The organism is Micromonospora sp. 067-2, assembly GCF_046549295.1.
Lineage (GTDB): Bacteria > Actinomycetota > Actinomycetes > Mycobacteriales > Micromonosporaceae > Micromonospora.
This window is the reverse complement of record NZ_JAJPWB010000009.1, coordinates 112,287-134,744: the sequence shown is the minus strand read 5'-3', so window position 1 is coordinate 134,744 and position 22,458 is coordinate 112,287. Positions and strand designations below refer to the sequence as shown.

Sequence of the window (22,458 nt, the reverse complement as noted above, 5' to 3'; positions counted from 1 at the left end):
AATCGCCCCGCCGGTCGCGGTCACCGCACCGGCGGGGCGGGCTCCGGGGACGGCGGGGGAGGGTCCGGCTGGTACGGGTGGACCGCCCGCGCCGGCCGCCACCGGCGACGGTGACCGGCGGGACCGAGGACGGCCAGGACCGCACCACCGGCAACGGCCAGCAGCACGAGCGCCACCCCGGCGGCCAGGAACGGACCCACCTCGGCGGACGTCGCCAGGTCCGGGGCCGCCGCGCGCCTCGCCGCACCCGTCACCGTGCCCGCCCTGCCCTCCTCGGGCAGCACCGTCGCCACCGCGGCCATCGGGTTGACGACGCCCCAGCCGAACAGCGTGTCCGGCAGCTCCGCGGCGGGCAGGTCGGCGGTCGCCCGGAGTCGGTGCCGGATCTGCGCCGCGCTCAGCCCCGGTCGGTAGGCCCGGACCAGCGCGGCGGTCCCGGCGACGAACGGCGTGGCGTAGCTGGTGCCGCTGCCCTGCCAGTGACCGGGACCGCGTGGACCGATGCTGACCACGTCCGCACCCGGGGCGACCAGGGAGACCGGTGCGCTCTGCCCGGCCGCGTCGGAGCGCCGCCCGCCGGTGTCCATCGCCCCGACGGCGAGGACGCCGGGCAGCGCCGCCGGGTACGTGCGGACGCCGGTCCCCTCGGCGCGGTTGCCGACCGCCGCTACCACCACGACGTCGCGCTGCTCGGCGTAGCGGACCGCGGCCTCCATGGCCGGGCTCCGTACCGTGGTGCCGGCCGAGACGTTGATGACGTCCGCGCCCCGGTCCACGGCGGTACGGATGCCCGTCGCGATCGCCTCCGGCGCACCCTCCGGTCGGTCCGTGATGCGGATCGGCAGGATCCGTACCTGGGGCGCGACGCCAGCGAACCCGGTGCCCGCCGCGGGCGCCGCCGCGATGATGCCCGCCACGAACGTCCCGTGTCCCAGGCAGTCGGAGTCGGCCCGTCCGCCGCCGGCACGCGTCAGGTCGACACCGGCCAGCACCCGCCGGGAGAGCTGCGGGCTGCGACCGTCCACCCCGGAGTCGAGGACGGCGACGACGACACCCGCGCCCTCGGTGAGCGTCCATGCCCGCTCCGGCGTCAGGTGCCGCTGCGGCCACGGAATGTCCGGGTTCGACGCGGACGGCGCCGGCAGGCACTGCCCGGTACGCAGCGGTGGGACGACCGGTGCCGCCCACACCGGACCAGCGCCGAGCAGGACGGCCGAGAGCCCGGCCGTCGTGGCGGAGACGAGCCGTCGGCTGCGCATCCGAAGTCACCTTTCACGAGGTCGAGGAGGCGTTCGCGGTCAGCGTCCGCTCGACGAAGCCCAACGGTGGGCCGGAGAGCCGCCCGGCGGTGCGGACGTCGGTGACCATTCGGGGAGCTGTCGACCGCCGCCGGTCCAACGCTCGATCCAGCCGGCGCAGCGCCGCCCGGTCGCTGTCGTCGAGACCGCGACCGCTCCCGGTGTCGCCGGGCAGCAACTCCCGCAACAGGACCGCGGTGGCGGGCAGGGCGGTCCGGTCGGCGCTCGGGTCGTCACGGATGGCCAGCACCTTGAACCGGGAACCGGCGAGGAACACCGCCTCGTCCAGCTCGCTGTGTTCGGCGAGCACCCCGAGCTGCCGGGCCGTGCGGGACCACACCACGAAGTCCACGTCCGCGTCCTCGGTGGCCACGTCGGTGCGGGCACTGACGCTGCGGAACGCCGGTTCGACGAGCGTCGTACCCTCCGGGTAGAGCCGCCGTGCCGGTACGCCGAGTCGGCCCTGCCCGACCACCGCGCGGCGGCACGGCGGCAGCCGACGCAGCCCGGAGACCAGGCAGGGCAGATAGCCGGGAGTGGCGGGCACCCTACCCGCACGTACCTCGGCGTTGACCTCGGCGGCCGACGTGCCGCGGTGGCCGAGGAACGCCCGGACGGCGACCAGGTCGGACTTCTCCGCCGCCGCGATCTCCTGGCGTAGCGCGGGCCAGGCGGCAAGGGCGGCGTTCACCGTGGTGATCGAGTCGTGGAAGGCGGTCCCCAGGGCCGCGGCCAGCGCAGTCTGCTCCTCCAGCGTGCTCGCCCGGTCGGGCACCGGCACGGTGGACGCCGTGATCCAGCGCGGGCCCTGGTCGGCAGGGGGTGCCTCGGCGACGTCCGGGCCGGAGATGGTGCGCATGGTCGGGATCGGCCCGATCCCCGCCAGGCGCAGCGATGGCGCGGGCTCGTCCAGCGGGGACCGGGCGGCGATGGCCGGAGCGCGAGTGGGCGGGAGCGGGCCGGTCGCCGGCGAGCCGGAAGCGGTCTCCGGCGCCTCCGGAACGGGCGGTACCGGGTCCAGCCCGGTGAGGAGCGGCGCCGGCACGGATTCTGCCACCGGGACCGGCTGTGCCACCGGGACCGGCTGGGCCACCGGGACCGGCTGTGCCACCGGGACCGGCTGTGCCACCGGGACCGGCTGCGCCGGGCGCCGCGGCGACAGCGGGAGGGCCAGCGTGACCGCCTCCGCACGCGCCCAGGCGGGACGTGCGACCTGCGGCGGCTCGGCCACCGTCGACGCGGCCGGCAGGTCGTCGGGCAGGTCGTCCGGGAGCGGGCGTTCGGGCGACCCGCCCGCCTGTCGCACCGCCGCCAGCATCGCCGGGGAGGTCTCCGGCCCCACCACGAGGTGCCCCGCCATCGGGTCGACGAACGCCAGGTCCGCCGACCCGTACCCACCGTGGCGGCGCAGCAGAACCCCCGACGGCACCACCTCGGCGAGCAGCCCCGGCACCGTCCGATGCCGGAAGAGCCGGTCCCCGGCGCGGTGCCAACCGTCCCTGATCACCGGCACCGTCTCCCAGGCCGGCTCGACCGGTGTCGGCTCGGCCAGCCGGTCGTGGCCGAGCAGGGCGGCCAGCGCGTCGAACCACGCCGGTTCCGGCACGGCGTCCGACGGATCCAGCAGCGCCGTCTCCACCCGTACCGCAAAGTGCGCCGGCAGACCGGCGAAGAGCGCCGTCACGTCCGCCGGTGCGACCGGCGGCTGGCCGGCGTGGCGCAGCACGAGGACCGGCCCGCGCGGGTCGACCGGAACGCGGTACGCCGGGTCGCCGACGGCGGCCGGCTCCGAGGTGGCCGCCCGCAGCAGCATGCCGGCCGGCACCGGATCCGCGACCAGCCGCCCGAGCGTCGCCGGCCGGTCGGGGATGGCCGGCTCCCAGGCCGGAGTGGGGCAGCGGTTCGCGCTGACCGGACAGCCGCCGTCGCCACGGAACGAGCGCCAGCCCCAGGCGCCGGTGCCGCCCGCCGCGTACCAGGTTCCGCCCGGCAGCGCGACGACCGGCCCGTCCGGGGCGAGCAGTTCCACCCCGGTACGTGCCGCGAGGTCGGTCAACCACGGGGCGTACGCCTCGTCGGGTCGACCCACCCGGTCGGCCGCCACCCACACCCGGCGGGTCCCGCCGACACCCGCGGCGTCCCGCACCACCGCGCGCAGCAGCGCGGCGCAGCCCGGCTCGCGCAGCGCGCGGTCCGACGGCACGACCAGGACGTCGGGCGGTGCCTCGGCCCGCAGCAGCCGCCACAGGTCCAGCGGCTGGTCCAGGGGATGCGAGATGACGGCCGTCGCGCCGTGCCACTCACTGTGCAGTGCGGCGCCTCGTCGGCGGCTCCTCAGCCCGATCGTCGTCACGTTCACTGAACGGAACCGGCACCCCGCCCGGTTCACGGCCGGAGACGGCGGGCAAAATGCTGTCCGTCGATGTCCGTCGAAGTGAACGAGCGCGCTCCCGTCCACGTTGATAAGACGTGGCTGCTACCGGGAAAGGGTGGAACACGGTGCGGAGCTTCGGGTTACGGACGATCACCGGAACCGACCGCGGCATGCGTGCCGGCCTGGCGGCGGTGATCGCGCTGGTGCTGGTGGTCGGCCTCGGATGGGGCTTCGCCTACGCCGACAAGGACACGGTGGTCGGTCGGGCGCTCTCCGGTGAGCAGCTCACCGCGGTGTACCGGGCGGGTCATGCCTGTCCCGCCCTGACCTCCGGCCGGCTCGCCGGTCAGCTCATGGTCGAGTCCGCACTGGACCCGGCGGCGGCGCGGACCCTCTCGGGTGGCAGAGGTATCGCCGGGCTCACCGACGAGCAGTGGCGGCGGTGGGCGCCGTGGCCCGGCGCGCGACGTGATGACACCGGGGCGAGTGTGCTCGCGCTGGCGCACCTGATGTGCAACCTCGTCGGCCAGGTCCGCGCGAGCGGTGTCGACGGCGACGGCTGGCGGCTGGCGCTGGCGGCGTTCCTGTCGGGTGTGGCCAAGGTGCCTGAGGCCGGCCGGGTGCCCCGCAAGGCCAGCGACTACGTGGGCCAGGCAGGTAAGTACGCGGCCTACTACGAGAAGCTGCCACAGTTCGCGTCCGCCGGGTCGGCCCGGTTCACGGCGGCCGCATCGGTGCCGGAGGCGGTGCCGCTCCCCGACGAGCTGGTCGGCGCGGTGGTCGCGGCGGGGAGCCGCTGTCCCGAGGTGAGCCCGGCGGCGATCGCCGGGCAGCTGATGGCGCTGTCCGGCTTCAACGCGGAGCAGCGGGGCACGTCCGGCCAGCTGGGCATCGCGGGCTTCTCCGACGACCTGTGGCAGGAGAACGCCCCGAAGGGTGCCTCGGTGTGGGATCCGCGGCAGGCGGTGCCGGTGCTGGGTAGCGCGCTGTGCCGCCTGGTCCGCGAGCTCACCGCGCTCCCGGGCGACCCCTACCTGCTGGCCGCGGCGGCCTGGCACGCGGGTGTCGACACGGTACGGCGGGCCGGCGGCGTACCGGACGTGATGACGCGGGTCTACCTGGAGACCGCCGCCGCGTACACCGCCTACTACCAGCTCGACACCCGACTGGCCCCGCCGTCCGCGCCGTCACCCTCGCCGTCGTCGGTCCCCGCGTCGCCGTCCGTGCGGCCTTCGGTCCCGGCGAAGGGCGTGCCGGCAACCACCCGAGGCGCCACCAAGCCGGCCCCACCGCCGGCCACGACGGCCAAGGCACCCGTGACCACGTCGGTCCCGACATCCGCGTCCACGCCGCCGAACACCGGCGTCGGCCCCCGCGGCCCATTTGGCCCGGGCGGCCCGGGCGGCGGCGGCCCGTGCTGGCGTCGCTGCCGCTGGTGACGAACAGCTGGGGAGTACGGCCTCGTGCGCCGGCAGCACGACGTCTGCGTCGCGGTCGACCCGCCGATGAAGATCAACAACTAGGCGTCGGAGCGAGGTTGGTCCTGCGGTCCGCGGGGGACGTCTCCGCGCAGGGTGATGCGATGCATGACCCGCCGATCGGATCCGTAGTCGCGGTTGGCGTAGTGGGCCGTGCTGCGGTTGTCCCAGAGTGCCACGTCGCCGGGGCGCCAGCGGTGTCGCACGATGTGCTCCGGCTTGGTGAGGTGGGCGTAGAGCAGGTCCAGGATGGCCCGGCTCTCGACGTCGGAGACCCCGACGATGTGCGAGGTGAAGCCCGGGTTCACGAAGATTCCCCTGCGGCCGGTCTCGGGGTGTACCCGGACCACCGGGTGCTCGACGGGGTCGAGCCGGGACACCGGCTGGCCCTCCCACACGTTGCCGCCGCGTTGGGCCAGGTAGTAGCCGAACTCGCGAGTGCCGTCGTGGACGGCGGTGAGGTGGTCGACGAGTCGTCGTACGGGCTCGCTGAGCGAGTCGTAGGCCAGTTGTGCGTCGGCCCAGTTGGTGTCTCCACCGGTCGGTGGGAGGGTGACCGGGCGCAGGATCGAGCCGAGTGGCGGCCGCTTCATGAAGGTGACGTCGGTGTGCCACACGTCGGCGAAGCCGTTGTCGGTGCTGTCCAGGGCGTACACCTCTGGGTGGGCTTTGTCGACGCCGCCGACGACCGGGTGCGAGGCGGTCAGTTCGCCGATCCGGCGACCGAGGCGCACCTGGGCGTCGTCGTCGAGGCGCTGGTCGCGCAGGAAGAGCACCTTGCGGTCGACCAGGGCGGCGCGGAGGGCGACGATCTCGTCGTCGGTGGCGGTGGCCAGGTTCAGTCCGTGCACCAGGGCGCCGAAGTGTGGCCCCAGCGGTTCGAGGTCGAGTTGCACGAGCACGGTGGTCATGCGGGTGCTCCTTCGTTGCGGACGGCGTGCCCGATCTCGGCTCGCAGCGCGGCGTACTCGGGCAGGCCCCGTAGGTCGTCCGGCGTGACGCCGGTGCGGGGCAGGTCGATGGGCAGGTCCAGGACGATCCGGCCGGGGTGCGGGCTGAGTACCACGACCCGGGTGCCCAGGAAGACGGCCTCGTCCACGCTGTGCGTGACGAACACCGAGGTCCGGCCGGTCGCGGTACTGACTGCGCGCAGGTCCTCCTGGAGGCGCTCCCGGGTGAGCGCGTCGAGCGCGGCGAACGGCTCGTCGAGCAGCAGCAGTGGGCGGTCGGCGGCGAGGGCTCGGGCGATGGCGACCCGCTGCTGCTGGCCGCCGGAGATCTGCCAGGTGCGGCGCTTGGCCACATCGGGTAGGCCGACCCGGGCGAGTAGCTGATCGATACCGTCGGCGGGCTGCCCGGCGTAGCGCAGGGCCAACTCGATGTTGCCGCCGACGGTCCTCCACGGGAAGAGGCGGGGCTGCTGGAAGACCAGGCCGGCGCCGCGCCCCGGGACCGGCGGCCCACCAGCGGTCAGGACCGTGCCGGTGGTGGGCCGCTCGAAGCCGGCGATCAGCCGCAGCAGGGTGCTCTTGCCGCAGCCGGAGGCGCCGACCAGGACGAGGAACTCACCCGTCGGTACGGTCAGGTCGATCGGACCGAGGGCGACGACGTCGCCGTACGCGTGCTCGACGCCGGTGACGGCGATCGCGGCCGCCGCGCCGGACTCAGCCGAGGACATCCGGTAGCCCCTCGGTGTAGATGGCGGCCTGCACGGTCGCCAGGTCCGGCACGGCGTCGATCTTCTGCTGGTCCTTGAGGAACTGTGCCGCGCTGACGAGGTTGTCGGCGAGTTTGCCCTTGGCTGCCGAGGTGCCTAGCCATTCGGGGCCGGCCAGGTCCGCGGGCTTGAGGAAGACACCCTGCGAGAGCTGCCGCTGCGCTTCCTCCGGGCTGAGGTTGAGCTCGACACCGACCGATTTCGCGGCTGCGGCCGGGTCGTCGTGGATCAGATTCAGTGCCTGGGACTGAGCTTTACGCCAGGCGTCCACGGCCGCCGGGTGTGCCTTGACGAAATCGGTGGCGACGACACCGAGGTCCAGGGTGGGCTTGCCGGCGGTGGCCAGCTCGCGACTGGTGAGCAGCACGGTGCCGGTCTTCCGGAGGTTGTCGAGCGACGGCAGCCAGGAGTAGGCGGCGTCCAGGTCGCCGCGGGTCCAGGCGGCCAGGATGTCCTGCGGTTCCAGGTCGACGATGGTGACGTCGGACTCCTTGACACCGGCCCGGTCCAGCGCGGCCAGCAGGCTGTAGTGGGCGGTGGAGGCGAACGGGGTCGCCACCTTCTTGCCGCGCAGACCCTTCACGTCGGTAACCCCGGAGCCGTTGCGGGCGACCAGTGCCTCGTTGTCGCCGGCGACGTCGAGCACGAAGGCGACCTGGTACGGGATGTTCAACGGGGCGGAGAGTCCGCGAGCGACCGGACTGGACCCGATCGCGGCGATGTCGACGCTTCCGGCGACGAACGCGGTGTTGATACTGGCTCCGGAGTCGAACTTGGTCCAGGTGATCTGGTAGCCGGGCAGGGCCTTCTCCAGCAGACCCTGGTTCTTGACGACGAGGTCTCCACTCGGGAATGCCTGGTAGGCGATTCGGATGCTCTTGCGGTCCGGATCGCCGCCGCCGCTGGCGGCACCGTCCCCGCAGGCGGTGGGCAGCAGGAGGGCGGCGGCGGCCAGCAGGCCAAAGATCTTGCGCATGTGATGTTCTCCTATACCTGGCCCCGCCACGGGATCAGCCGGTTCTCGGCGGTCCGCAGCAGGGCGTCGATGAGCAGGCCGGACAGGCCGATGGCGAAGAGGCCGAGGACGACCACGTCGGTCTGTGAGTAACGCTGGGCGTCGCGGATCATGCCGCCGATGCCGGGTACGCCGTTGATCGTCTCCGCGGCGACCACCGAGGAGTACGCGACGCCGACCGCGATGCGTATCCCGGTGAAGATTTCCGGTAGTGCGTTGGGCAGCACCACGTCGCGGATCACCCGGGCGCGACTGGCGCCCAGCGCCCGCGCGGCCTCCACCAGACCGGTCGGTGCGGAGTAGACCGCTGCCGCGGTGGCGACCGCGACCGGGGGCAGCGCGGCGATGGAGAGCAGCCAGAGCTTGGGTGTCTCGTCGATGCCGAACCAGATGATGAAGAGGCTGAAGTAGGCCAGCGGTGGGAGCGCCCGGATGAAGGTGACGACCGGTTCGACGACCACCCGGAGCCAGCCGACCGTTCCCATCACGACGCCGAGGAGCACCCCGCCGGCGACACCGATCACGGATCCGATCAGGATGCGGCGCAGGCTGACCCCGAGGTGCTCGATGAGCAGGTGTCCGCTGTAACCACGGATGCCCCCGTGGGTGGTCGAGGTCTGGATCAGCTGGTGCCACACCGCACCGGGTGAGGGGATGAAGGTCGGGTTGCTGGTGGCTCGGGCGGCGATCTCCCACAGCGCGTAGAGCACGACGAGGACGAGTAGCCGGAGCAGGACGCGGCGGCGGCGTCCGCCGGGGGGCGTCAGTGCGTCAGGGGTGACCGCTGACGCGCCGATCGAGGTTTCCGCGGCAGGTGGCGCGGGGACCGTGGTAGTCACCTACTTTTCCTATCGCGTAACTAGGAAATAGACAAGGGGGGGATCGAAGGATGGGAAAGCGAAGCGGGGTCGCGCTGCTGGGGTCTCGCCGCAATCGTCAGCCCTCAACGGGTTACCCGGCAGTCGCTCAGGCGGTTGCCGCCGACGTGGGCAGCACCGCGGGCCTGACGGTCCCCGACAGGGACGCCACTCGATCGAACCGGACGTCGAGGTCCTCGTCGCCGTGGTGCACGACGAGCAGGCCGCGACCGAAGGTGCGCGACTGCAGGACGCGCAGCACCAGATCCCTGCCGTCCAGGTCCAGGTTTGCGAACGGCTCGTCGACGAGATAGACGTCGGCGTCCTCGCAGAGCAGCGCGGCGACGCCCACCCGCTGCCGCTGGCCGGACGACAGGTCCGCCGGCAGTTGCCCGGCCAGGCCGTGCAGCCCCATCGTCTCGCGCAGCCGCTCGTCGCCGACCAGCGCGCGCACCGGCAACGGCGGCAGCTCCACCGGTGCGGTCAGGCAGGCGACCCTGGGCGGCACCGTGACCGTCCCGGCGTCCGGCGCGAGTGTTCCGGCGACGACGTGCAGCAGCGTCGTCTTCCCGCAGCCGTTGGGGCCGCGGAGCAGCACGTGCTCACCCACGTGCAGTGCGAAGTCGTCGATCGAGACGGTGGCGCCGGGACCGAAAGCGACCCGCACGCCCCGCAGCGCCACCATCGGCCCCCGTTCGTGGTGCGGCATCGCCCGCGTATCGCGCAGGACCCGGATCCGCCGGAGCACGGCGGAGCTACGGCGCATCTGCGGGATCAGGTTGATGACACCGATGATGCCCGTGACGGCTCGCCACAGGGAGTTCACGAAGGCGAGGAAGCTGCCGAAGGACATCCGGCCGGCGAACACGAAGAACGCCCCGACGACCAGGGACGCGGTGTCGGACAGGTTCATGGCGAGGTCGCTGAGCGTGCGCTGTCGCAGCCGCAGCCGGGCGTTCACGAGCGTGATGTCCAGGAAGCCCCGCAGAGCGTCCGCGCTGACCGCTCGGGCACCGGGCCGCAGCAGCGGCAGGCCGCGAACCGCGCGGAACGAGGCCAGTGTCCGGGCCAGTGTGTTGACGTACCGCGCCTCCGCCTCACGCTCCGGCTCGGTGTTCGCCTCGACCCGCCGGGCGAGGCGGTTGCTGACGAGCACCAGCGGCGGTACGACGAGGAGCAGCACGATGCTGGCCTGCCAGGACAGGTACAGCAGCACGCCGGCGAAGACGACCGAGGCCGTCGCCTGTTTGGCGACGCGGACGGCGACGTCGATGGCCGGCAGGATGCCCTCGGCGACGTCGTTGTGGATGCGGCTCACGAACGAGGCGTTGCCCGCCGCGGAGATCCTCCGGCCGTCCTGGTCGAGCGCCCGGTCGAGCAGTTCCGCCTCCAGGGACAGCACGAACGCGTTCTCGTACCGCTTGCGTCGCACGGAGATTCCGTAGGACCCGAGATTCGTGGCGAGACCCAGCGCCAGATAGCCGGAGCCGAGGACGAGGAACACCGCGACGTCGCCGGCCAGGATCGCATGATCGAAGAGCCCCTTGAGGAGCAGCGGGTGCACTGCGGCCTCGACGCCGCTGACGACCGCCTCGAGGGCGACAATCGCCGTGAGCTGGCGTCGATGCCCGTGCAGTGTGCGCCACAGCTCCTTCACCGGCGCACCTCGTCGAGGAGGAAGTCCGCCGTGCCGCCGGTGGTCAGGCGGTGCAGCACCCGCAGCACGCCGGCGGAGCCGGTGATGTAGTCGCAACTGCAGCGCAGCAAACCCTCACCCGGCACTGCCAACGGCGCGATCCCGCCGTCGTGCGGCACCGCGAACCGCTCCGGCGGCTCGAACAGGAACATCGTGCGCACATAGTCGAGCTGCCGCAGCGCGGTGTCGCGGAATGCGGGCTCGCCCAGGATCGTGGCAGCGTCCAGCATCGCGTCGGCGATCCCGCTCATACCGAACGCGTAGCCCGGCATCGCCGTGTAGTCGATCGCGAGCCCGCGCAGGACGGTCCGCGCGGCGTCGGCATCGCCGTAGCGCAGCAGGACCTGCGCGACACCCGCGGAGCCGACCTCGACGTACGGCAGCAGGGTCCCGTCGTGCTCGAAGATGACCGAGTCGCCGTCCCACAGCTCAGTATTGGCCATCTCCCAGGCGAGCGCGTCCCGCCCGAGCCGCAGGTAGGACTCGTCCGCGGTGATCTGGTGCATCCGCAGCAGGAACATCGCCACGCCAGCCTGGCCGAAGCCGAGTCCCGTCATCGGCCCGTCGACGGCGAAGTCGTTCAACCAGTAGGCCAGCCGGCCGTCGCGCCGTACGGTGTCGCACAGCGTCCGTGCGCACCGCCGGGCCGCGGCGAGGTCGCCCTCGTCGTGGCTACGAAGGTAGAAGTGCAGGTTCGTCATGCCGAGCCCGGCGAGACCGTAGTAGAACGTGTAGTCGAGCTCGCCCGCCCGCTCGTTGGCCTGCGCGAGCAGTTCCCGCGCCTCGGCGCGGAGCCCGAGGCCGCCGGCCGCCCAGGCGATGCCTGCGAGCCCGCTCATCAGCCCGGCCGGGTACTCGGCGACGTCGATGCGGGCGATCCGGTCGTGCAGCCACCGCAGCCACTCAGGCCGGACCGGAACCCCCGAGGCGGCGAGCGCCCACAGGACGCCGCTCGCCCCGAACCCGAGACTCAGCGGGTTGGTGATGTGGGCGAACGGGTCCACCGGGAACAGCGTCGCCCGTTGCGGGTCACCGACAGCCGTGATGAACGCGGCCACCCGCGCCAGCGTGTCGGGGAAGCCGAGCTGCTGCTCGACGACCGCCGGGCGGGGTGGGACGGCGACCCGGTCGACCAGTGCCGTCTCGTCCTGCAGGGCGTCGAGCACCTCGGCGAGGGAGATCCTCGCCTGCGCCAGGCCCGTGATCAGCTCGTGGATCTGGGCCGGCCATCCCAGCCGCTCGACATAGAGCCGGTAGAGGTCGAAGACGTCGTCGCGGAGGTACGACATCGCGGCAATCGGGAAGATCAGGTACGCCATGACGGCCGCCAGGCTGTAGAGGTCCCCTTCGCGGGTGGAATCCTCGACGTCGCGCCGGGAGTGGCTGAACCCGGCCGTGTGCAGCTCGACCAGCCCCTGCAGGTGCCGGTCGACAGCGCTGGAGCCGGCCAGCCGGCAGGACTCCAGGTCGATCACGGTCACCTCGAAGGTGTCGGGGTCGATGAGCAGGTTCGTGGCGTTCAGGTCGCCCAGGATCACCTGCCGCCCGTGCGCCGCCTCGATCGCCCGTGCCAGCCCGCGGAAGACCGCGAGGAAGACCCGCAGGAAGTGCCGCGACTGCTCGGGCGTGAACCGTGGCTGCACCAACGGGTTGTGCGCGAACAGGACATCTCGGATGTCGACCCCGGCGACGCGCTCCTCGGCGATGAAGTGATGCTCCCAGTGGCCAAACGTGGCGATGGGGACCGGGAAGCGGCCGGTGCCCTCCAGTCGCTGCAGGAACTGCCATTCGCGGGCGAGGATGTCGACGGCGTCGTGGCCCTGGCGTGGATTGGGATTGGTGTGCGGGCGGGCCTCCTTCACCACCACGACACGATCGTCGTCCGTGGTGTCCTCGGCCAGGTACACCCCGCCGGTGTTGGAGAACTGGATGGCTTCGGTGACCCGGAACCGCCCTCCCAACGGCTCGATCTGCCCGGGTTCGGGGTCCGGCTTCCAGTCGACGAACGGCCAGGGCAGCCACCACGGCTGGACGAACGCCGTACGACGCTCGTCGGAGATCGGTCCGTCCGGTCCGACGACGTACGGCACCTTCCTGCCCATGACGTCGACCGTGTGGGTGTCGAGGAACTGGCCGTACCGGAAGTAGAGCGCCCTGCTGTCGCGGTAGCGCAGGTCGGAGAGCACATAGGTGCCTTCGGCGTCGCCGAGCAGTCGCGCCAGGTCCGCCAGGCAGGCCCGGAAGGTGTCGTCGTCTGGTGGGTAGACGGTGATGAACTTGCCGCCGCTGGCCCGTGCGATGCCCTTGGAGTTGAGCATCTCGAAGATGTTCCGGTCGAGCGCGATCTTGAAGTCGATGCCGCGTGCGATCAGATAGTCCAGGACCACGGCGGCGACGTCGTGCGCGTTGCGGTAGGTCGCGGAGACATGGATCTTCCACCCCTGCGCCGGCAGCGCCGGGTTGTTCCGGTAGTTCCACCAGATGCCCATGCGGACGAACCGCGACCGTAGGTCCTCGTCCAGCGAGGCGAGGAAGTTCTCCGAGTACGGCCGGTAGTACACCTCGAGCGGGTCGTAGAACAACGTGTCGTTCCACGCGAAGAAGAAGCGGTTGACCCATCGATCGTCACGCACAGTCCATCACCTCGTCCTGAGCCGGGAGTTTGCCGCGCGGCGGGGGCCGCTTGTACGTGGGTGCCCGAGCGCCGTGTGGAGGGCGGAGGCGCCGCCCCCCACACGGTCACCGGGTTACTGCTGCCACCAGCAGCACTGGTTCTGGCTGCTCGAGCAGCTGCTGCCGCGGGTGCCGCGATCCGTGGCGAGCGGCTGCAGGGTCTGCAGGTTGAGAACGCTCATGTGGTGTCACCTCCTCCTGGGCCGTCCACCGGAGCCACCCGCGGACGCGGGCAGCTCCCTCCGGTCCGGCGGCGGTCTGGCGAAAGGCGGGTCCGGGCCAGACCTGCTGCCGGTCTGCCATCGATCGTTCGCCAGTGGCGGGGGCCGTCACGGAATCCCGGACGATCCCGAACGCATCGACGCTGATGCCCGTCGCTGCGTGGGGAATTGCGGACAGATCAGGGGGAGTCGCCGGCGCCGCGTGGTCAGATGGGAGCCGCAGGGACCACGGACACCCGCCTGGAGGGCCGACCCATGTCTGTGCCGCCGCCAGAGCGCGCGTTCGTCGTACCGCCGGACCCGGGACGGGTCGGCACGCTCGACGAGCTTGTCGAGGAGCTGCGGTTGCTGAAGGTCTGGGCCGGCGACCCGTCCTACGACGCGATCAAGAGCCGGGTCAACGCGGCCTGGACGGCGGCGGGCCGGCCCGCCGGGGAGCTGACGCGCAAGACCACCGTCGCGGACTGCTTCCGGACCGGCCGGCGACGGCTCAACACCGACCTCGTGATCGCGGTGGTGCGGGCACTGCACCCGGACGAGGGGTACGTGACCCGGTGGCGGCAGGCGCTGCGGATGATCACCGGTGAGGCCCGGGCAGCGTCGCAGGTCCAGGTCCAGGACCGGTTGCCGCCGGAGCCGGCGATCTTCGCCGGACGGGCCGCAGAGGTGGACCTGCTCCTGTGCGCGCTGCGCACCGCCGGAGGCGGCCCGACGCCGCTCTGTGTGGTGGCGGGCATGGCCGGGGCCGGCAAGACCCACGTCGCCGTGCATGCCGCGCACCTCGTCACCCGTGAGCAGCGCTTCGACCGGGTCCTGTTCGTGAATCTCCGCGGGTTCCACCCCGACCCGACCCAGCCGGCCGCCGACCCGGCCGCAGTGCTGGACGGCTTTCTGCGCCTGCTGGGCGTACCGTTTCAGCAGATCCCGTTCGATCTGGCCGCCCGCACCGCCGTCTACCGCCGCAGGCTCGCCGGGAGCCGCACACTGGTGGTGCTGGACAACGCCGCCGGCGTCGAGCAGGTCCGGCCGCTGCTGACCGGTACGGCCGGCTGCCCGGTGCTGGTCACCAGCCGGCGCGACCTCAGGGCCCTGCGTCCCGGGACCGAGCTGACGATGGGCGTGTTCGCCCCCGGCGAGGCCGTGGAGTTCCTGGCCCGGGCGGCACCACGGACACCCGCCGGCGACGACCCGCACGCGCTGGCCCGGATCGCCCGGCGCTGCGGTCACCTGCCGCTGGCGCTGGGCCTGGTGGCCGGGCACATCCGCGGTACCCCGGGCTGGACGCTGACCGACCACGCCGACCGGCTCGACGATCGCCACCGCCAGCGGCGCCTGGACACCGGCGTCCAGCTCGCACTCGACCTGTCCTATCAGCACCTGCCCGCCGAGCGGCAGCGGCTGCTGCGGCTGATGGCCCTGCACCCGGGCCAGGAACTCGACACGCACGCCGCAGCGGCCCTGGCCGGCAGCGACCTGTCGACCACTCGGGCCCACCTCCGCGACCTGCGCCGCGACCATCTGCTACAACCGGCCGCCCCCGGCCGCTACACCCTGCACGACCTGGTGCGTGCCCACGCCGCCGGCCGGGCCGCCGACGAGGACCCCCCACCCGGACGCCGCGCCGCCCTGACCCGCCTGTTCGACTTCTACCTGGCCACCGCGGCCGCCGCCATGGACACCCTGTACCCGGCCGAGGCCGAGCGGCGGCCGGCCGTCCCCCGACCCGGAGGCCCCGCCCCGGACCTGAGTGAACCCGATGGTGCCCGTGTCTGGCTGGACACCGAACGCCCCACCCTGGTCACCGTCGCCGCCCACACCGCCGGCAACGGCTGGGCCACCCACGCCGTCCGGCTGTCCGGCGTCCTCTTCCGATACCTCGACGGCGGGTACCCCACCGACGCCCTGACCGTCCACGGGCACGCCCGTGACGCCGCCCGCGACCTGGGCGACCCCAACGGACAGGCGCACGCGTTGGCCGGTCTCGGTGCTACCCACACGCAGCTGTCCCGGTACGGGCCGGCCGCCGAGGACCTCCAAGAGGCCCTGCACCTCTTCCGGCAGGCTGGTGACCAGGTCGGCGAGGCCCGCGCCCTGATCAACCTCGGCGTCGTCACGGAAAGGCTGGGCCGAACCCGACTGGCCGCCCAGCACTGCGCGCAGGCCCTGGCGATGTTCCGACAGGCCGGCCACCAGGCGGGTGAGGCCCACTCGCTGAACAACCTCGGCGGGGTCGAGTCCCGACTGGGCCGGCACGGACCTGCCACCGACCATCTCCACCAGGCCCTGACCCTGTTCAGGCAGCTCGGCAACCCCACCAGCGAAGCCTGGACACTCACCGGTCTCGGCGAGGCCGAGCTGCGCAGGGGCCGGTACGGACCGGCCGCCGACCACCTCCGGCGGGCCCTGGCGCTCTACCGGCAGCTCGGCAACCGCGTCGGCGAGGGGTGGACGCTCGACACCCTCGGGACAGTGGAGAATCGCCTCGGCCGGCCGGACCGGCACCATCGGCAAGCCCTCGCGATCTTCCGCGCGACCGGCGAACGGTGTGGCGAAGCGAGCGCGCTCAACGGTCTCGGCGAGGCCTTCCACACCGCCGGCGACCCCGCGGGCGCCGTGACTCAGCACGCCGCGGCCCACACCATCGCGGTGGACATCGGCGAACTCGAGCAGCAGGCCCGCGCCCACACCGGGATCGGGCGCGCCCACGAGACCCTCGCCGAGCCGGCCCTGGCGCGGCAGCACTACCAGCAAGCCCTAACCCTCTACACCGAGCTGGGCACACCGGACATCGGCCAGATCCGCGCCCTGCTCGCCGGCATCGACGACAAGGAACGCCGACCGGCTGCGGCTGCCGCGCGAAACGCCCCACGGTGACGGCGGCTGCGGCACACGCCCGTGGAACGCTCGGGTGCGTTCGATCTCCGGGATCAGAACGCCGCGGTGACGGCCATGGTGGAGCAGGTGGGCGGGCTGGGCGGCGCCCTGCTGGCGGACGACCGGCCCACCAGGGCGTGGCTGGCCGACTGGGAGATCCTCGTCGTGGCCCGTGAGCGGAATGCCGTCGACCTTGGCGCCGGTCGTCGGCCGCACTTCGCACCGGTCGGCCCCGGCCTCAGAGCCCAGCCGCCCACGCGTTGACCGGCGGGAGGGCCGGAGGGCGCAGACAATGGTAAGAGTGGCACCCGCCTTCGTCCTGCACGACCATCGCAGACCACGGCCGCACTTCGACCTGCGGCTCGAGGAGGACGGCGTGCTGCGCTCCTGGGCGGTGCCTCGTGGCCTTCCGGACAGTCCAGGCGACAACCGGCTCGCGATCGCCGTGCCCGACCACCACCTCGATCACCTCACCTACGAGGACGCCGACAAGTCGATCGCCGACATCGGCACGTGGGAGGAGCACGACCGCACCGAACGCCGGATGCTGTTCACGTTGCACGGTCGCACCGGCCACCGGCGGTACGCGCTCATTCGTACCGGTGAGAGGTGGCTGCTCCACCTCACAAAAGAGCAGCCTGCGGAGGAGGGGGGATGACGGTCTCCCGAGGCACGTCCACCCGGGTCTCCTGGCTGGGGCGGGCGGAACGCCCGAGCGGCGCGTCCTGTAACCCACAGTTTGCTCGCGTTTCAGGCTTGAGCGGCCGAACGGTTCATCCCGCCACAGATGATCTGATCATGACCATCCACACTCCGCTCGTTCCCCGACTCCGGCGGGCCGGGGCCGTCGCAGCCGTCGTGACGGCCGTGCTCGGATTCGGCGTCGCACCCGCGGCACAGGCCGCAGCCGACAACGCGACCCTGCCTCTGGGCGATGCCGACCTCGTGGAGAGCCGAAGCAGCCAGACCCTCACCCGCGGCGTCACGCTGACCAGGATCGTCCGCGGCACCGACCCGGCGCCGATCGACCAGATCACCACCACCACCCGCGGGCCGTGGGTGGTCAACGTCCTGACGATCGATCCGACGACGAGTCGTGGACATCTGGCGGCGACGTACGGCCCGGACCTGGCCAAGGTGGAGAAAACCACTGACCTCGTCCGCTCCGCCGGCGCTCTGGCCGGGGTCAACGCTTCCTTCTTCACGTTCACCGGCAGCGCCCAGTACCCCGGTGACCCGGTGGGTCTGGGCGTGTTCGGCGGGAAGTTGCTCAGTGAACCCACCGGCGAGGCGGCCGAGGCCAACCTGGTGGTGGACGCCAAGAGCAACAGGGTCCTGATGGGTCACCTTGGTTGGACCGGGAGCGTCCAGAACAAGCGGACGAAGGTCACCCTGCCGCTGGAGTTCATCAACCATCCTCCGGTGGTTCCGGCCGGCTGCGCCGACCTCGTCCAGCAGACGCAGTGCACCCTCGCCGGTGACGTGGTCCGGTTCACTCCGGAGTTCGCCGAAACCACACCGTCCGGGGCGGGGGTCGAGGTGGTTCTCGACGGACAGGGCTGCGCCGTGCGGACCGCGACGACCCGGGGTACGACGCTGACCGCGGACCAGACGTCGCTTCAGGCGACGGGTCGCGACAGCGTGGCGCTGCTCGCCGTGGCGAAGGGATGCGTCAAGCAGACCACCACCGTGCTGGACGAATCGGGTAGGAAGCTTCCGCTGAGTGCGGGAATGTTCGGGGTGACCGGCCGCTACCGGCTCCTGGCCGGCGGGCAGATCGTGGTGCCGGCCGGTTCGGACAGCTTCTTCGCACGCAACCCGCGCACCATCGCGGGCACGACCGTCGACGGCAAGATCGTGCTCGCGACGATCGACGGCCGCATGACGACCAGCGTCGGCACCACGCTGGACGAGACCGCCGCCGTCGCCGCCTCGCTCGGCCTGCACGACGCGATCAATCTCGACGGTGGCGGGTCGACCACCATGTCGGTCGAGGGGACGCTGGTCAACCGGCCGAGCGGCGGCACCGAGCGGGCCGTCGGCGACGCGCTCGTCTTCGTGGACAGCCGGTTCACCGTCCGCTGATTCCTACCGCTGATTCCTGATGCCGCGACGACCGGCCCGGGTCCTGCCAGCCCGGGCCGGTCGCACTCCTGCCCACCACGGCTGCCAGCTTCTCCGGTGTGTCGCGGGTGTGAACGTCGTCGAGCTCAGCCGCCGGAACCCACGGTGCGTTCACTGACGGGTTTCCTCCATGAGCGCAAGGCCGAGGTGATCGATCGGCGCGCTGCTCTGTCGACTGATTGCGGGACATGGTGGTGGTGGGGTTGGCCACCGCGCCTGCTCGGCGGCTGCATCCCCGACTAGGGTTTATGACGATGTTTCCCCAGGACGGCCATGATCCGGCCATGAGCAGGCGAAGACGGCGCGCCGTACTGTTGGGCAGGAGCGTCGAACGCGAGGCGCTCGACGAGCTCCTCGCTGGTGGGCGTGTCGGGGTCAGCGGGGCACTCGTACTTCGTGGCGAGGCGGGAATCGGCAAGACCGCGCTGCTGGATTACGCCCTGGCGCAGGCCGGGGATTGCCGGATCGTCCAGGCCGCCGGGGTGGAGGCCGAAAGCGAACTTGCCTTCGCCGGCCTGCACCAGATCTGCGCGCCGGCTCTTGACCGCCTTGACAGGCTCCCGGCTCAGCAGGGCCGCGCGCTGAGCACCGCATTTGGTCTGAGCGCTGGCGAGGCACCGGACCTCTTCATGGTTGGTTTGGGAGTGCTTGGCCTGCTTGCTGGCTTCGCCGACGAACAGCCGGTCGTGTGCGTCGTCGACGACGTCCAGTGGCTGGACAAGGCGTCGGCCCAGGTCCTCGGCTTCGTGGCCAGGAGGCTGAGAACCGAGTCGCTGATCATGATCTTTGCCGTGCGCGGCGACGTCGACACCGACGACATCCCGGAGCTGAGGGGCTTGCCGGCCATGATCGTTACCGGCCTGTCCGACGAGCATTCGCGGGCCTTGCTCGCTTCGACGTTTCTCGGGCGAGTCGACGAGAGGGTGCTCGACCGCATCATCGCCGAATGCCACGGCAATCCCCTGGCGCTCACCGAGCTGCCTCGCGGCTTCACTGCCGCTGAGCTGGGCGGTGGCTTCGGCTTCCCCAGCCGCAGCGCTCTGCCCCGCCGCATCGAGGAGAGCTTCCGGCGACAGATTGCCGCGCTTGCTCCGAACGTCCGAATGTTGCTGCTGGTCGCCGCGGTCGAACCGCTCGGGGATCCCGTGCTGGTGTGGGGCGCTCTCACTCGGATGGGCGTGCCGGTCGACAGCCATCTCAGTGCTTCGTGGGCCGCCGCCGAATTCGTGGATTTCGGGTTCGGGGTCCGGTTTCGGCATCCCCTGCTGCGCTCGGCGGTCTACCGGGCCGCCAGCGCAGCGGAGAGGCGTCAGGCTCATGCCGCGCTCGCCGACACCATGGTGACGGGCCTGGATCCGGACCGGCGAGCCTGGCACCGGGCACAGGCAGCCGCAGGACCCGACGAGGACGTCGCAACCGAGTTGCAGACATCCGCGGCTCGGGCGCAGACCCGCGGCGGGTTCGCGGCGGCCGGAGCGTTCCTGGAACGAGCTGCGGAACTGACCCCGGATCCGACACGGCGAGCGTCGCGGCTGTTGGCCGCGGCGCAGGCCCGCCATGTGGGTGGCGCCCCGGACGCCGCGCTGCGCCTGCTCGCCCTGGCCGAGGCCGACCACTCGTCCGAGCTCGACCGGGCACGCGCGGATCTCCTGCGGGCCGACATCGCCTTCACGGTCGAGCGGGGCCGCGAAACGGCGGACCTGTTCCTTCGAGCGGCTTCGCGGCTCGAGCCGCTGGACGTCGGTCTCGCCCGCAGCACCTATCTCGACGCGTTGCGGGCGGCCTGGTACGCGTCAGATTCCGGCAGCAGCGGCACCCTTGGCGATGTGGCCCGGGCGGCCGTGGCCGCGCCGGTCGCCACACCGCCAGCGCGGCCGTCGGACCTCCTCCTGGACGGTCTGGCGGTGCGATACACCGCAGGCTTCGCGGCTGCCGTGCCGAAGATGAGAGAGGCGCTCAAGGCGTTCCAGAACCCAGAACTGGCGAACGAGGAGAGCCTCCGGTGGATGTGGTTCGCCAGCTCGATCGCGACAGACCTCTGCGAGGACGATGCGGCAGACGCGCTCACCGGCAACTATGTCCGGCTGGCACGCGAGAGCGGGGCGCTGGCCGGCCTACCCCTGGCGCTGACGACACGCATCCTCATGCACCTGTTCGCCGGCGACCTGTCCGAGGCATCCGTGTTGATCATGGAACTCGACGACGTCGCGGACGGAACCGGGATTCCGGTGCCGGGCTACATGGCTCTGTTGCTCGCCGCGTGGCAGGGTGACGAGACGCGGACCACCGAATTGGCCGCTGTCAGCACCGCCGACGCCCGCCGCCGTGGTGAAGGGCTCGCCCCGGCGATCGTCGGCTGGGCCCAAGCGCTGCTCTACAACAGCGTGGGCCGATTCGGTGAGGCGCTGAAGGCGGCTCAGCTGACGATCCAGTCGAGCCTGGAACCCGGGGTGCTGACCGGGGCGCCGCTCGTCGAGCTGATCATCGCCGCTGCCCGCAGCGGACAACCAGCAGTCGGGGCCGACGCGTTGGAGCGGCTGTCAACATCGACACAGGCATGCGGCACCGACTGGGCGCTCGGGATGGAGGCATGCTGCCGCGCCATGCTCACCACCGGCGCGAGAGCGGAGGACTCGTATGTCGAGGCGATCGAGCGGCTCAACCGTACGAAGATTCGACCGCTGACGGCACGCGCCCACCTGTACTACGGTGAATGGTTGTGGGAGCTCGATCGACGCGACGATGGTCGCGGCCAGCTTCGGACGGCCTACGACATGTTCACGGCGATGGGCATGGAGGCGTTTGCCGCCACAGCTGCTCATCGGCTTGACATCAACGTTCGCCAACGGCCCGGTAACGCCGGCCCGCTGACGCCACAGGAGACCCACATCGTCAAGTTGACCCGTGAGGGGCTCTCGAACGCAGAGATCGGCACCCGTCTGTTCATCAGTCCACGGACGGTGGAGTGGCATCTGAGTAAGATCTTCGCCAAGCTGGGCATTACCTCACGGCGTCAGTTGCGTCGCTGACTCCCAGGGCATCAACGACACTTTTCAAGAATCCGTACGGCTCGTCGCACTGCGGCTCGAGGCACCTGGTCGCGCGGTCGGCAACGGTCTGCCCACTCGGGTCGCCGACCACGAAGCACAACTGGAGTTACATGTCACAGCGTCGGTCCGTCGCGACCAACGGTATCAATCTCACGATAACGGAGGCAGGAGACGGGCCTCTCGTCCTGTTGCTGCACGGTTTTCCGGAGTCGGCTCACTCGTGGCGGCACCAGATCCGCCCGTTGGTCGAAGCCGGCTATCGGGTGGTCGCTCCCGAACAACGTGGCTATGGCACAAGCTCGCATCCGACGGCGGTCGAGGCTTATTCGATCATGCACCTGGTTGCCGACATCACGGGCCTTCTGCGAGAGCTGGAGGCCCACGATGCCGTGGTGGTCGGCCACGACTGGGGCGCCATTGTCGCGTGGCACCTCGCCCTCATGCGTCCCGACCTGGTCCGGGGGGTCGTGGGGCTGAGTGTTCCCCCCTATCTGCGGGGAGAGAGTGGACAGCTGACCACCATGCGCGCGGTGCACCACGGGCGCTTCTACGTGAACTACATCGAAGAGTCTGGCGTCGCGGACGAAGAGCTCGGCCGTGACCCGATGACGAGCCTGCGACGCACCTTCTACGGCCTGAGCGGCGACAATCCGGCGAACCGTGCGCCTCGGAACATGCTGGTCCCCCTGGGTGGAGGGCTGCTGGAGGCGGTCGACCCGGAGCGCAGTACGGCGATGCCGCAATGGCTGACCGAGCAGGACCTGCAGATCTATGCCGCCCAGTTCGAGGACGGCTTCACCGGAGCACTGAACTGGTATCGCAACCTCGATCGCAACTGGGAGCTCACCGCTGCCTTCGACGGGATCCGCTTGCCGATGCCCGCGCGGTTCATCTCCGGGGACCTCGATTCCGTACTGGGGTTCCGCGGACTCCGCGACTATGTACAGACCCTTCCCCGTCGGCACGACCACTTCGCCGAGCCCATCTTTCTGGCGGGGTGTGGACATTGGATTCAGCAGGAACGCCCGCAAGAGGTCAACCGGCTGCTGCTCCAGTTCCTTTCGGCCCTCTGACACTTGCC

The 22,458-nt window shown here is 71.5% G+C and carries 16 protein-coding genes; 7 read left to right on the top strand and 9 right to left on the bottom strand.

What is annotated here, in order from left to right; all coding sequences use genetic code 11:
* Positions 1-20 precede the first annotated feature (20 nt).
* A complete protein-coding gene (gene mycP / locus ACLJN9_RS22330; protein ID WP_410813439.1) occupies positions 21-1,259 on the bottom strand; it encodes a type VII secretion-associated serine protease mycosin in 1,239 nt (412 codons plus the stop codon).
* A gap of 13 nt (positions 1,260-1,272) precedes the next feature.
* Complete coding sequence (locus tag ACLJN9_RS22325) at positions 1,273-3,651, bottom strand: hypothetical protein (protein WP_410813438.1); 2,379 nt, start codon at positions 3,649-3,651, stop codon at positions 1,273-1,275.
* A 146-nt stretch (positions 3,652-3,797) separates the two neighbouring features.
* On the opposite strand from ACLJN9_RS22325, the gene ACLJN9_RS22320 reads away from it, so the two are divergent.
* Positions 3,798-5,111 (top strand): hypothetical protein, encoded by a 1,314-nt coding sequence (locus ACLJN9_RS22320; RefSeq protein ID WP_410813437.1) that lies wholly within the window; start codon positions 3,798-3,800, stop codon positions 5,109-5,111.
* An 80-nt stretch (positions 5,112-5,191) separates the two neighbouring features.
* On the opposite strand, the gene ACLJN9_RS22315 is transcribed toward ACLJN9_RS22320, so the two are convergent.
* From ACLJN9_RS22315 to ACLJN9_RS22285, 7 genes are all read right to left on the bottom strand, one after another.
* Positions 5,192-6,061 (bottom strand): TauD/TfdA dioxygenase family protein, encoded by an 870-nt coding sequence (locus ACLJN9_RS22315; protein WP_410813436.1) that lies wholly within the window; start codon positions 6,059-6,061, stop codon positions 5,192-5,194.
* A complete protein-coding gene (locus ACLJN9_RS22310; RefSeq protein WP_410813435.1) occupies positions 6,058-6,828 on the bottom strand; it encodes an ABC transporter ATP-binding protein in 771 nt (256 codons plus the stop codon). Before ACLJN9_RS22310 ends, ACLJN9_RS22315 begins: the two co-directional genes overlap by 4 nt.
* Positions 6,815-7,843 (bottom strand): ABC transporter substrate-binding protein, encoded by a 1,029-nt coding sequence (locus ACLJN9_RS22305; protein WP_410813434.1) that lies wholly within the window; start codon positions 7,841-7,843, stop codon positions 6,815-6,817. The genes ACLJN9_RS22310 and ACLJN9_RS22305 overlap by 14 nt, the downstream gene beginning before the upstream one ends.
* Before the next feature lie 11 nt (positions 7,844-7,854).
* Positions 7,855-8,721: an ABC transporter permease gene (locus tag ACLJN9_RS22300; protein WP_410813433.1), complete on the bottom strand. Its 867-nt coding sequence runs from the start codon at positions 8,719-8,721 to the stop codon at positions 7,855-7,857.
* Between the two features lie 127 nt (positions 8,722-8,848).
* Positions 8,849-10,396, bottom strand: coding sequence for an ATP-binding cassette domain-containing protein (locus ACLJN9_RS22295; protein WP_410813432.1), 1,548 nt, complete (start codon positions 10,394-10,396; stop codon positions 8,849-8,851).
* The gene (gene lanKC, locus ACLJN9_RS22290; protein ID WP_410813431.1) at positions 10,393-13,068 is read right to left on the bottom strand and encodes a class III lanthionine synthetase LanKC; all 2,676 of its coding nucleotides are present in this window, start codon (positions 13,066-13,068) and stop codon (positions 10,393-10,395) included. The genes ACLJN9_RS22295 and lanKC overlap by 4 nt, the downstream gene beginning before the upstream one ends.
* Before the next feature lie 114 nt (positions 13,069-13,182).
* Positions 13,183-13,290, bottom strand: coding sequence for a class III lanthipeptide (locus ACLJN9_RS22285; protein ID WP_410813430.1), 108 nt, complete (start codon positions 13,288-13,290; stop codon positions 13,183-13,185).
* Positions 13,291-13,584: 294 nt separating this feature from the next.
* On the opposite strand from ACLJN9_RS22285, the gene ACLJN9_RS22280 reads away from it, so the two are divergent.
* From ACLJN9_RS22280 to ACLJN9_RS22255, 6 genes are all read left to right on the top strand, one after another.
* Positions 13,585-16,203 carry an ATP-binding protein gene (locus ACLJN9_RS22280; RefSeq protein ID WP_410813429.1) on the top strand — a complete coding sequence of 873 codons (2,619 nt, stop codon included), beginning with the start codon at positions 13,585-13,587 and terminating at the stop codon, positions 16,201-16,203.
* A gap of 66 nt (positions 16,204-16,269) precedes the next feature.
* Entirely contained in the window at positions 16,270-16,467 is a 198-nt protein-coding gene (locus tag ACLJN9_RS22275; RefSeq protein WP_410813428.1) for a hypothetical protein, read from the top strand.
* Between the two features lie 28 nt (positions 16,468-16,495).
* Positions 16,496-16,861: a DNA polymerase ligase N-terminal domain-containing protein gene (locus ACLJN9_RS22270; RefSeq protein ID WP_410813427.1), complete on the top strand. Its 366-nt coding sequence runs from the start codon at positions 16,496-16,498 to the stop codon at positions 16,859-16,861.
* Positions 16,862-17,001: 140 nt separating this feature from the next.
* The gene (locus ACLJN9_RS22265) at positions 17,002-18,288 is read left to right on the top strand and encodes a phosphodiester glycosidase family protein (RefSeq protein ID WP_410813426.1); all 1,287 of its coding nucleotides are present in this window, start codon (positions 17,002-17,004) and stop codon (positions 18,286-18,288) included.
* Between the two features lie 293 nt (positions 18,289-18,581).
* Positions 18,582-21,356 carry a helix-turn-helix transcriptional regulator gene (locus ACLJN9_RS22260; RefSeq protein WP_410813425.1) on the top strand — a complete coding sequence of 925 codons (2,775 nt, stop codon included), beginning with the start codon at positions 18,582-18,584 and terminating at the stop codon, positions 21,354-21,356.
* A 131-nt stretch (positions 21,357-21,487) separates the two neighbouring features.
* A complete protein-coding gene (locus ACLJN9_RS22255) occupies positions 21,488-22,450 on the top strand; it encodes an alpha/beta hydrolase (RefSeq protein ID WP_410813424.1) in 963 nt (320 codons plus the stop codon).
* The last annotated feature ends 8 nt before the right edge of the window (positions 22,451-22,458 follow it).